The organism is Parvibaculum sp. (genome assembly GCF_002684405.1).
In the GTDB taxonomy this organism is placed as follows: Bacteria; Pseudomonadota; Alphaproteobacteria; order Parvibaculales; family Parvibaculaceae; genus Parvibaculum.
The window spans coordinates 1-10874 of the sequence record NZ_NYVD01000176.1 but is presented as its reverse complement, the minus strand read 5'-3'; the positions used below and the strand labels follow the sequence as shown (position 1 = coordinate 10874).

11 protein-coding genes are annotated in these 10874 nt (G+C 64.3%); 1 reads left to right on the top strand and 10 read right to left on the bottom strand.

Annotation, left to right across the window (positions count from 1 at the left end):
* From CMI59_RS16475 to ccmI, 10 genes are all read right to left on the bottom strand, one after another.
* Positions 1–284, bottom strand: a 284-nt coding sequence (locus CMI59_RS16475; protein ID WP_293329321.1) for a sensor histidine kinase, incomplete at its 3' end; no start/stop codon positions are given.
* A 6-nt stretch (positions 285–290) separates the two neighbouring features.
* Entirely contained in the window at positions 291–1265 is a 975-nt protein-coding gene (locus CMI59_RS16470; RefSeq protein ID WP_293329320.1) for a sensor histidine kinase, read from the bottom strand.
* The gene (locus CMI59_RS16465) at positions 1252–1929 is read right to left on the bottom strand and encodes a response regulator transcription factor (RefSeq protein WP_167094173.1); all 678 of its coding nucleotides are present in this window, start codon (positions 1927–1929) and stop codon (positions 1252–1254) included. The genes CMI59_RS16470 and CMI59_RS16465 overlap by 14 nt, the downstream gene beginning before the upstream one ends.
* A 56-nt stretch (positions 1930–1985) precedes the next feature.
* Positions 1986–3509, bottom strand: a complete 1524-nt coding sequence (locus CMI59_RS16460) for a DegQ family serine endoprotease (protein WP_293329319.1) — start codon at positions 3507–3509, stop codon at positions 1986–1988.
* Positions 3510–3708: 199 nt separating this feature from the next.
* On the bottom strand, positions 3709–4944 hold the full coding sequence (locus CMI59_RS16455; protein ID WP_293329318.1) for a bifunctional alpha/beta hydrolase/OsmC family protein: 1236 nt from the start codon (positions 4942–4944) through the stop codon (positions 3709–3711).
* A 59-nt stretch (positions 4945–5003) separates the two neighbouring features.
* Positions 5004–5489, bottom strand: a complete 486-nt coding sequence (locus CMI59_RS16450) for a cytochrome c-type biogenesis protein (protein WP_293329317.1) — start codon at positions 5487–5489, stop codon at positions 5004–5006.
* A 3-nt stretch (positions 5490–5492) separates the two neighbouring features.
* Positions 5493–7481, bottom strand: coding sequence for a heme lyase CcmF/NrfE family subunit (locus CMI59_RS16445; protein WP_293329316.1), 1989 nt, complete (start codon positions 7479–7481; stop codon positions 5493–5495).
* The gene (gene ccmE, locus CMI59_RS16440; protein ID WP_293329315.1) at positions 7478–7963 is read right to left on the bottom strand and encodes a cytochrome c maturation protein CcmE; all 486 of its coding nucleotides are present in this window, start codon (positions 7961–7963) and stop codon (positions 7478–7480) included. Before ccmE ends, CMI59_RS16445 begins: the two co-directional genes overlap by 4 nt.
* A 104-nt stretch (positions 7964–8067) precedes the next feature.
* Positions 8068–8760: a chitosanase gene (locus tag CMI59_RS16435; protein WP_293329314.1), complete on the bottom strand. Its 693-nt coding sequence runs from the start codon at positions 8758–8760 to the stop codon at positions 8068–8070.
* Between the two features lie 54 nt (positions 8761–8814).
* On the bottom strand, positions 8815–9990 hold the full coding sequence (ccmI, locus tag CMI59_RS16430; RefSeq protein WP_293329313.1) for a c-type cytochrome biogenesis protein CcmI: 1176 nt from the start codon (positions 9988–9990) through the stop codon (positions 8815–8817).
* A 190-nt stretch (positions 9991–10180) separates the two neighbouring features.
* On the opposite strand from ccmI, the gene CMI59_RS16425 reads away from it, so the two are divergent.
* Positions 10181–10874: penicillin acylase family protein (locus CMI59_RS16425; protein ID WP_293329312.1), on the top strand; the 694-nt coding region annotated here is incomplete at its 3' end.

Below are 10874 nucleotides of genomic sequence, written 5' to 3'. Positions count from 1 at the left end.
TCCAGCCGCACGAAGCGCTCCAGCACATGGCTGCGTTCCGCCTCCGGAATCCCGCCGCCGCGATCGGCGACGGACACCACCACGCCGCGTCCCGGCTTTTCCTTGTCCGGCGCCACGGTGACGGTAATCGCCGCACCCTCGCTCTCCGGGGAAACAGGACGGCCATGCTTGAGCGCATTGTCGAGCAGGTTGGCGACGGCCTGAGAGAGAAGCTCGCGGTTGCCTCGAATGCTCATGCCTTCCTGCGCCTCGATGCGCAGCGTCAAGTCGCTTTCCTCCGCCACCGGCTCCTAAAGTTCGGCGACATCCTGCACCACATTGGCCGGATCGACCCATGTCATGCTCTCGCGCAGCGCACCGGCTTCGGCGCGCGCGATCATCAGCAGCGCATTGAAGGTGCCGAGAAGCTGGTCGGCTTCCGAGATCGTCCGCTCCAGCGCCATCCGGTAGTCGGCGGGCGAGCTATCCTGCATCAAGGTCACTTCAAGCCGGTTGCGCAACCGGTTGAGCGGGCTTCTCAGATCGTGCGCAATATTGTCGGTCACCTGACGCATGCCCGTCATCAGCGCCTCGATCTGATCGAGCATCTCGTTCAGGTTGCGGGCAAGCTGGTCCAACTCGTCGCCCGAGCCGGAAATGGGCAGGCGCTGCGACAGGTCGCCCTGCATGATGTCGCGGCTGGTCTGGTTGATGTCGTCCACGCGCGCCAGCATGTTGCGGCTCATGAAGAGCCCGCCCAGCAGGCCCAGCGCCACGGTGAGCACGATGGCCCAGACGAGCGAATTGGTGATGAGGTCTTCGATCTCGCGCCGCTCCTGCACGTCGCGGCCGACCAGCAGGTAATAGCCCTCCGGCAGATAGAAGGCGCGGGCGCGGGCGGCCTTCACCTCCAGGCTGCCGTCGATGGTCTTGCGCCGGTAGTCGAAATCGAACCAGCCGTCGGGACCGGGCCGCACATTGGGTTTGCCGTCGAGCGTCCCGGCCAGCACGCGGCCTGCCGGATCGAGCACGAGATAGATGCTCTGGCCGGGATCGCGCGATCGCTGAATGACGGTGTGCACGAGAAGCGGTAGCCCGCCTTGCGCATATTGCTCGGCGAGACCGGTAATCTCCGCCTGGACGGCCTCGTCGGTCTGGCGGCCCAGAAAGCCCGCCGTGTTCCAGTAGACATAGGCGAGCACCGTGATCGCGGAGGCCGCGAACAGCGCCAGATAGATGACCGCCAGGCGGAAGGTCGATGTCCTGAGAAGGTTAGTCTGCAGCACGTAACGAATACCCGGCCCCTCGGATCGTGTGCAGGAGCGGCTGTTCGAAATTCTTGTCGATCTTGGCTCTCAGCCGCGAAATATGCACGTCGATCACATTGGTTTGCGGGTCGAAATGATATTCCCAGACATTCTCGAGCAGCATCGTCCGGGTAACCACCTGTCCCGCATGTTTCATCAGATATTCTAGCAGACGAAACTCGCGGGGCTGCAAATCGATATCCTGGCCTTCCCGCGTGACCTTGCGGGCCAGCAGGTCGACTTCCAGATCGCCGACCTGAAGGCGCGTGCGCACCTGGTCGGGATTGGCGCGGCGCACCAGCACCTCGATGCGCGCCAGCAGTTCCGCAAAGGCATAGGGCTTGGTGAGATAGTCGTCGCCACCGGCCTTCAGGCCCTTGATGCGGTCGTCCACCTCGCCCAGCGCTGAAAGAAAGAGAACCGGGGTGCGGTTTCCTTCCTCGCGCAATGTTTCCACCACGCTCAGCCCGTCGCGCTTGGGCAACATTCGATCGACGATCATCACGTCGAAGGAGCCGGAAAGCGCGAGCGTCAGGCCTTCTTCGCCATCGGCGGCATGGTCCACGATATGGCCGCTTTCCTTCAGACCTTTCACGACATAAGCCGCCGCTTCCAGATCGTCCTCGATCACCAGTATCCGCATGAACTTTCCTCACATGAGCGCGGGCCGGTGCGCGATGCACCGGCCCGCCTCAGGGCTTACTTCTTTTCCTTGACCGAGAGCGCCACGAAGCGCTGCTGGTCGTCATTGCGCAGCAGGAGCATCACGGAGCTCTTGCCGCCATCTCGCGCGGCCTTCACCGCCGACACCACGTCTTCGGGCTTCTTCACATCCTTGCCCGAGACATTGACGATGACATCGCCGGGACGGACACCCTTTTCGGCTGCGTCGCTGTTGCTGTCGACATCGGTCACGGTGACACCGTCATCGCCGGAGGTGAGCGAAAGGCCCAGCGTATCCACGCTGCCCTGTCCCTGGGGCGAGTTGCCGCCACCGGAGGACAGATCGACATTGTCGGGATAGGTGCCGATCTTGACCGTGATCGTCTTTTCGCGGCCGTCCCGCCAGATCCGCAGCGGCGTCTTCTCGTCCGGCTTGAGGTCGGCAACCTCGCGCGTCACGTCGCGCACGTCATCCATCTTCTTGCCGTTGACTGCGAGGATCACGTCGCCTGCCTTGACGCCGTATTTCTGCGCGGGACCGTCCTTGGTGACCTGCGCCACAAGCGCGCCCTTGGGCTCCTTGAGCTGCAGGCTCGACGCCATGTCCTTATCGACGGGCTGGATCACCACACCGAGCCAGCCGCGCGTCACCTTGCCGTCGTCCTTCAGGTCTTCCACCACCTTTTCGGCCATGGCCGAGGGAATGGCGAAGCCGATGCCGACACTGCCGCCCGTGGGCGAGAAGATGGCCGTGTTCACGCCCACCACATTGCCATGCACGTCGAAGGTCGGACCGCCGGAATTGCCCTTGTTGATGGGCGCGTCGATCTGGATGAAATCGTCATAGGGGCCGGCGCCGATCTCGCGTCCGCGCGCGGAAACGATACCCGCGGTCACCGAGCCGCCAAGGCCGAAGGGATTGCCCACGGCAAGCACCCAGTCGCCCACGCGCAGACCGTCGGAATCGCCGAACTTCACGAAAGGAAGCGGCTTCTTCGGCTCGACCTTGATGAGTGCGAGGTCGGTCTTGGGATCCGTGCCGATGAGCTTGGCCGGCAATTCGTCGCCATTCTTGCGGATGACGGTGATCTTGGCGTTTTTCAGCTTCTCCTTGGCTTCGCCGCCGACCACATGATTGTTGGTCACGACATAGCCGTCGGCGGAAATGATGAAGCCGGAGCCCAGCGCCCGCGCCTTGCGGGTGAGCGGCTTGCCGTCCTTGCCCTTGGGCTGGAGGTCGCGGAAGAATTTTTCAAACGGGCTGCCGGGCGGGAAAGGCAGGTCGGGCATGCCGTTGTTCTGCACTTCCTCTTCGGCATCCACGCGGATCGACACCACGGCGGGGCTTACCTTCTCCACCAGATCGGCAAAGGAAGGCAGAGACTGAAGAGCTGATTTGGACGGCGCGGCGGCCTGCGTGTTCAGCGGTTCCTGAGCAAGCGCGGGCGCGGCCTGAAGACCGATAAGCCCTGCGACGGCAAATGCGGCGACCGCCAGGCGCGTCTTGCGTGCCGGCATTTTCGCCGTGCTCCGTCCGCCTGTTTCTTCGGCGTATTCCATACTGGATAACTCCTGTCACTTCGATGAGTGTTGCCTCGCCCGGTCTTTCCATTCCGGGTCCGTGATCTTCCACCCCTGCCAGATCCGGCGGGATACCCGTCTGCTCTCTACCGGAGAGCATGCTTTCCATCACCTTTCTCAATCATGAAAGGGTTGTTACAAGCTGGTAACAATCAATAATGGCGTCAGCGTGACGGGCCTAACCGACAATTTTGGTCGGAATATGCATTTCATGCGTGATGGTCCGGTGAACCGGGCATTTGTCGGCGATTTCCAGCAGCTTTTCGCGCTGCGCCTCGTCCAGATCGCCGGTGACGGTAATGTCGCGCGTCAGCACCTCGATCATGCCCGTCTCGGTTTCGCAGTCCGCGCAGTCTTCCGCATGAACACGCTTATGGGTGAGATCGACCCTGACGCGCTCCAGCGGCCATTTCTTGCGGTCGGCATACATGCGCAGCGTCATGGAGGTGCAGGCGCCCAGTGCCGCGAGCAGCAGGTCATAGGGCGTGGGACCGCTGTCCATGCCGCCCAGATCTTCCGGTTCGTCCGCCGTCAGCACATGGTCGCGCATGGCGATACGCTGCTGGAGTTTGCCCGCGCGCGTTTCCTCCACGCGGACCACCCCGTCCTCCAGTGGCTCCATCGCACCCTCATGGCCTTTATCGTCGATGAAGCGCGACGCCCAGGCGCTCAGCACGTCGGCGACATAGACCGCGTCCTTCCGGCGGCTCAGAAGATGGTCCGCATCGTCCAGCGAGACGAAACTCTTGGGGTGCTTTGCCGCGGCGAAAATTTCGGTCGCATTGTCGATGGAGACGATCTCGTCCAGCGGCGCATGGAAAACGATCAGCGCCTTATTCATATGGGCGATCTCGCCGGCAAGCGTCCGGCCTTCGATGTCGTCGAGGAACTGCTTGCGGATGCGGAACGACCTGCCGGCCAGCAGCACCTCCGCCTCGCCGGCGCTTTCGATCTCGTCCAGACTATCGCGGAGATGCGCCTTCACATGTTCCGCACTGTAGGGTGCGGATATGGTCGCCACCGCGCGCGCTTCCGGTACGCGCCGCGCCGCCGCCAGCACCGCCGCGCCGCCAAGGCTGTGACCGATGAGAAGCGCGGGCGCTTCATATTCCTCGCGCAGAAAATCCGCCGCGGCGATCAGGTCCTGCACATTGGAGGTGAAATTCGTATTGGCGAAATCGCCGTCGGAGGCGCCGAGGCCAGTGAAGTCGAAGCGCAGCACGGCGATCCCCCGCGCCGCCAGCGCCTTCGAGACCCGGCTCGCCGCGAAGACATCCTTGGAGCAGGTGAAGCAATGCGCAAACAGCGCATAGGCTCGGACAGGCCCCTTCGGGCTGTCGAGCCTTGCCGCGAGCTCCTCGCCCAGCGCACCCTTGAAGGTGACTTTCTGCGTCTGCGTGGCGGTATCCGTCATGAAGGCCTCTTTCCGTTCGGGACGGCTATTCTAACCGCCACCGGCCCGGAAAACAGGAGCTATTCCGACGGCTCGTCCTTCACGATTTCGTCAAGGCGGCGGCGCTCTGCTTCGCTGAGCGCCGGATTGCCGATCGCATTCTCGTCACGTCGGGAGGAGCGGCGCAGGAAGAGGATCACGCCGATGCCGCCGCCCAGCAGGATCACGCCGGGGCCCAGCCAGAGCAACCATGTCGCAGGCTGGAAAGGCGGCTTCATCAGTACGAACTCGCCATAGCGCGCGACGAGATATTGCTTCACTTCCGCGTTGGTATCGCCGGCGAGGATGCGCTTGCGCACCAGCATGCGCAGATCCTTGGCAAGCTCCGCATCGGAATCGTCGATGGATTCGTTCTGGCAGACCATGCAGCGCAGCTCTTTGGAGACTTCGCGCGCCCGCGCTTCGAGCCTGGGATCGGAAAGCTGCTCGTCCGGCGAGACGGCCGCAAACCCCGCGACCGGCGTCAGCGCTAACAGCAATGCGAGAAGGAGCGCCCGGATTTTCATGCCTCACTCCGCTGGCGCGGTAGCATTGCGCCCTTTTGCTTTGGCCCGCTGCGGCGCGCCGACGCGCAACCGCCGGTCGGTCAGCGACACGAGGCCGCCCAGCGCCATCACCATGCCGCCCAGCCAGATGAACGGCGCAAGCGGGTTCACATAGGCGCGCAGGGCCCATTCGCCCGTGCGGTTCCCCTCGCCCAGCACGACATAGAGATCGGAGAACCCCGTCGTGTAGATGGCGGGCTCGGTCTTTTCCTGTCGCTCGGTCGGATAGCGGCGGCGTTCGGGCAGCAGGAAGGTCACGAACTCGCCGTCCCTTTCCACGCGCACCACGCCGGTCGTCGCATCGTAGTTAGGCCCGCCGCGCGTGCCGACCTTTTCCAGCGTCAGCTCATAGCCCGAAATCGAGGTCGTTCCGCCTTCGGGCAAGGCCACGATGCGTTCCGACTTCCAGGCCGTCACGCCGACAATGCCCGCCACCGCGATGCCGAGACCGCCATGGGCGAGCATCGTGCCCCATGCGGCGCGCGGCAGGCCGCGGGCGCGGCGCCAGCTTTCGGCTGCGGGCGCGGTGAAGAGTTTTACGCGCCAGGCGATTTCCGACAGCGCGCCGACGACAAGCCAGACGGCGGCGGCCATGCCGATGGGCGCAAGCCAGGGCCCGTCGCTCACCACGCCGTAAAGCGTGAGGCAGACGACAAAGGCGGCACCGGCGGCGAAGATCAGGCGTTGCCCGGCTGCGACGAAGTCGCCGCGCTTCCAGCTCATCATCGGGCCGAACGGGACCATGAAGAGAAGCGGCGCCCAGAGCGGCACGAAGGTCGTGTTGAAGAAGGGCGGCCCCACGGTGATCTTCGGACCGCCAACCGCATCGAGCAGCAAGGGATAGAGCGTGCCGATGAACACCGCCGCCGCCGACGCCGTCAGCAGAAGATTGTTGAGCAGCAACGCGCCCTCACGGCTGATCGGCGCGAAGAGCCCGCCCGTTTTCAGCATCGGGGCGCGCCAGGCGTATAGCGTCAGCGAGCCGCCCACGAAGACGCCGAGGATCGCCAGCACGAATACGCCGCGCGCCGGGCTCACCGCAAAGGCGTGGACCGATGTCAGCACACCGGAGCGCACGAGGAAGGTCCCGACCAGCGAGAGCGAGAAGGCGAGAATGGCGAGAAGGATGGTCCAGCTTTTGAGCGCGCCGCGTTTTTCCGCGACGATGGCCGAATGCAGCAGCGCCGTTCCCGCCAGCCAAGGCATGAGAGAGGCGTTTTCCACCGGGTCCCAGAACCAGAACCCGCCCCAGCCCAGCGTGTAATAGGCCCACCAGGATCCCATCGCGATGCCGATGGTCAGCGCCAGCCAGGCCGCCAGCGCCCAGGGCCTGACCCAGCGCGCCCAGGCCGCATCGACTCGGCCTTCCATCAACGCGGCAATGGCAAAGCTGAAGGTCATGGAAAATCCGACATAGCCCGCATAGAGCCAGGGCGGGTGAAAGGCGAGCGCGCGGTCCTGCAGAATGGGATTGAGCCCCGCCCCCTCGAAAGGCGCCGGGTCGAGCCGCAGGAAGGGATCGGAGGTGGCAAGAATGAACAGCAGGAAGGCGACGCCGACCGAGCCCTGAACGGCAAGCACGTTCGCCCGCAGGCGGTCGGGCAGGTTGCGCCCGAAAAGCGCGACCAGTGCGCCGTAAAGCGCAAGGATCAACACCCAGAGTACCATGGACCCTTCATGATTTCCCCAGACGCCGGAAATCTTGAAGATGAGCGGCTTGTCCACCGCCGAATTATTGGCGACAAGCGCGACGGAGAAGTCGGAGACCACAAAGGCGAGCGTGAGGGCCAGAAAGGCAATGCCGACCAGCATAAGCTGCGTCAGCGCGGCGGGCTTCCCGACGCGCATCATCGCGTGATCGCCCTTCCATGCGCCATAGGCGGGCACGATCATCTGAACAAGCGCCACGGCCAGCGCGAGGACGAGTGCGAAATGGCCTGTCTCGGCTATCACGGATAGCTCCCCTCTCCGTATTTCTCGGTATGCGGTTTGCCGAAATCTTCATCGCCCTGCCAGTCTCCACGCTTCTTCAGCGCGGCGGCCACTTCGGGCGGCATGTATTTTTCGTCATGCTTGGCAAGCACTGTGTCGGCCTTGAAGGTGCCGTCGGGCTCCAGCTCGCCCTCGGCCACCACGCCCTGCCCCTCGCGGAAGAGGTCCGGCAGGATGCCGCTGTAATGAACGCGAATGCTGTCGCCGAAATCGGTGACGGTGAAACTGACGTCGGTCGAATCCTTCTTGACGACGGAGCCCTTCTCCACGAGCCCGCCCAGCCGCAATCTTTCGCCGGGGCTGATGCCCTTTTCGGCGATGTCGCTGGGGCTGTAGAAGAAGACGATGCTGCTGCTCAGATTGTAGAGCACCAGCCCGACAGCGGCTCCGAGAATGGCCAGTCCGAGGACGATGAAGGCGGCGCGGCGCTGCTTGCGCGTCATATGGGGTCCCATGCTTGCTGGAAGGTCGGGTCTCCGGAAAATCCGAGGCAAGATATAGCGCCCGGGCCCCGCTCATCAAAACGCAAATCGTCGCGGTTTGCGCGTTAAGGCCATAGTTTTTCAGGGGTTATTTGCTGTCCGCGCAGGGTGAAAGGCAGGTCCAGCCGCCAATTCCCCTCATCGGCGAGCGCCAGCAGCGCATCCATGCGGTAGACGGTGCGATGCAGCAGGCGATTGGCGTGACCGGCCAGCCAGGCGCGCCGGGTCCGGAGGTAGCTCTGCGTCCATTCACGCGCGCCGCAGCTTGCAGGCGTGCCCGCCGCCTCGCTCGTGCAGTCGCGCATCCGCGCCCACGAGCCGTGGATGAAGCTGTCATAGACCGTGGCGACGCTCAGCGCGTCCTCCAGTCCCAGCCGGGCGGCCTCACGTGACGCGGGCGCCCAGTAGAGCCTGTCGAAAAACGCATCCTGCACGTCCCGCATGACGGGGTCCGCTCCCGCCTCGCGCAGGCAGGCGCGAAAGACATCGTCCGTATCCAGCGCTTTGTCGCGGGCTGCGAGTTTCGGCAGATAGGGCGCAAGACGCGTGGCGCAGGCCGCATCCGGCGCGGCGCAATAGGCATCGATCAGCTTGTGAAGATTGCCGCTTACGCGCGTCGTTTGCGACCGTCCATAGGTCAGCCCGCCGCTGTCGCCCGCGAGCAGGATCACGCAGGCATAATCGCCGCCCACATGCCCCGTCTCGAAGACATTGACGATGGCCTGCGCCGTTCGCTTCTGGAGATCGCTCAGCATCATCAGCTCCCTTTCCTGTTCGGACGATCAGGATAGGGAGCGCAGGAAAGACGGGGATTAGTTCGCGCCGGGGGGCTGTTGCGTTCGGGCGGCTGCGTCGAGCTGTTTCAGCGCGTCGCGATTATCCGCAAAATGCGCCTTCGCCTTGTTGAGCGCATCGTCCGCTTTCTCGTCGTCGCCGAGTACCCGATAGGCGCGGATAAGGCGCTGCCAGCCCGCCAGATCGTCGGGCTTGTCCTCCAGCTTCGATGCCAGCCGCGCCACCATGCCTTCGATCATCTGCTGGCGCTGCTCGGGGCTCATTTGCCCCGCCGCCGCAACATCGGCGGCGTTCGGGCCGGGCCCGGCCGCACCGGTCGGCGGCTGCGCGTTCAGCGTGCCGGACTTCAACTCGGCAAGACGCGCCTTCAGCCCCGGCAGCCAGGGCGCATCCTTGGGCGCCTTGTCGACAAGCTGCTGCCACCGCTTTTCGGCGGCCTTTTTCTTGCCGTCCTCGATGTCGGCGAGGCCGAGATAGTAATTCGCTTTCGGGTGCCCCGGATCGAGTTTCACCGCCGCGCGGAAATCCTCGCGCGCGGCATCGGTCACCTCGCCGCGCGCACCGAGTACGCGCAACTGTCCGCGCTCGGCGTAAAGGTCGGCGCTCTCGCCCTTGATCGCCATCAATCTGCTGACGGCGTCGATGGCTTTATCCGCCTGACCGATGCGCATATAGGCGGGCGCCAGTACCGCCCAGCCCTGCGCGTCGTCGGGATGTTGCTTCAGATGCCGCTCCACCTTGGCGATGAGCCCGGGCAGCGGCAGCTCCTGTGCCGGCTTGTCGAGGCGCGCGAGCAGCGGCTGATCGGGAATTTCGGGCGAGCCGCGCGTGAGATAAATGCCGAGCGAGAAAAGCGGCACCAGGACGATGATGCCCAGCGCAACCCATTTGCGTGTGCCCGGGCCGCCGGCTTCGTCCGGTTCGCCCTTGCGGGCTTCCTCGTCGGCGGCAAGCAAACGCCGGGACACTTCCAGCCGCGCGGATTCCGCTTCCGCCTCGCCGATGGTGCCGCGCGCCAGGTCGCGGTCGATTTCGGCAAGCTGGTCGCGATAAAGCGTCACCTCGAATTCCGCTTCCGAGGCGGGCTTGTCCTTTGGCGTTGCGATGAGCGGGCGAAGCACCGCCCAGATGGCCGCGCCGGTGAGCACGGCAAAGATGAGCCACACGGCCATGCCTGCAAAATCGAATGCCAAAACTCGTCTCCTCGGGCCGCGTGTGTCTGAACCTGGCTGCTGCCGCCGGGCCCGAGATATAGAGGCTTGAGGCCGTCGCGGAAAGCGGCGAGGCGCCGCAGGCCTTGCGCGGGGCCGCAGCCCGGTTACCCTGCCCCCTAGATCGGCCGTCAGGGCGATAGGTAAAGAAACGTCAAAACCGGACCATCCCATGCTTCGCTATCTGAAAGTGGGCCTTGCGGCCCTTGCCGGCCTCGTCGCCCTTACCCTGGCGGTCATTCTCGTGCGCGGGGCGATGGACGCCCCGGCGGCGGTCGATCCGGCCCTGATTCTCGCTAAGGCGGCAAGCTATGACGCCGAGATCAAGCGGGACGAATACGGCATTCCTCATATTTCAGGGCCGCGCGACGCCGATGTCGCATTCGGGCTCGGCTTTGCCCATTCCGAAGACGATTTTTCCACCATCCAGAATGTCGCCATCGCCACCCGTGGCAAGCTTGCGGCCTATCAGGGCAAGAAGGCGGCTATCACCGACTATCTGGTTCGGCTGATGGGCGTGTGGGACGCGGTGAACGCGAATTACGACAAATTGCCGGCGGATGTGCGCAAGGTGCTGGAAGGCTATGCGGAAGGCGTGAATTTCTACGCCGTGAAGCATCCCGACGAAGTGGAACCCGGCTTCCTGCCTTTCACCGGTAAGGATGTGGCGGCAGGGTTCGTGTTCAAGACGCCCTTCTTCTACGGCCTCGACAAGACGTTGATTGGCGTTTTCGAAGGCCGCATCGGCGGCAAATCGAAGGAACTCTCCAAGCAGGAGAAGGATGCCTTCCTGCCGGGCGCCGCGACGCTGCCCATCGGGTCCAACGGCGTCGCCGTCGCGCCCTCGCGGTCCGACGACGGCGTGA

Excerpts from the sequence above, each read along its gene's own strand:
- CMI59_RS16460 (WP_293329319.1), bottom strand. The coding sequence starts at position 3,509 with ATGGAATACGCCGAAGAAACAGGCGGACGGAGCACGGCGAAAATGCCG.
- CMI59_RS16435 (WP_293329314.1), bottom strand. The coding sequence starts at position 8,760 with ATGATGCTGAGCGATCTCCAGAAGCGAACGGCGCAGGCCATCGTCAAT.
- CMI59_RS16455 (WP_293329318.1), bottom strand. The coding sequence starts at position 4,944 with ATGACGGATACCGCCACGCAGACGCAGAAAGTCACCTTCAAGGGTGCG.
- CMI59_RS16450 (WP_293329317.1), bottom strand. The coding sequence starts at position 5,489 with ATGAAAATCCGGGCGCTCCTTCTCGCATTGCTGTTAGCGCTGACGCCG.
- CMI59_RS16465 (WP_167094173.1), bottom strand. The coding sequence starts at position 1,929 with ATGCGGATACTGGTGATCGAGGACGATCTGGAAGCGGCGGCTTATGTC.
- ccmE (WP_293329315.1), bottom strand. The coding sequence starts at position 7,963 with ATGACGCGCAAGCAGCGCCGCGCCGCCTTCATCGTCCTCGGACTGGCC.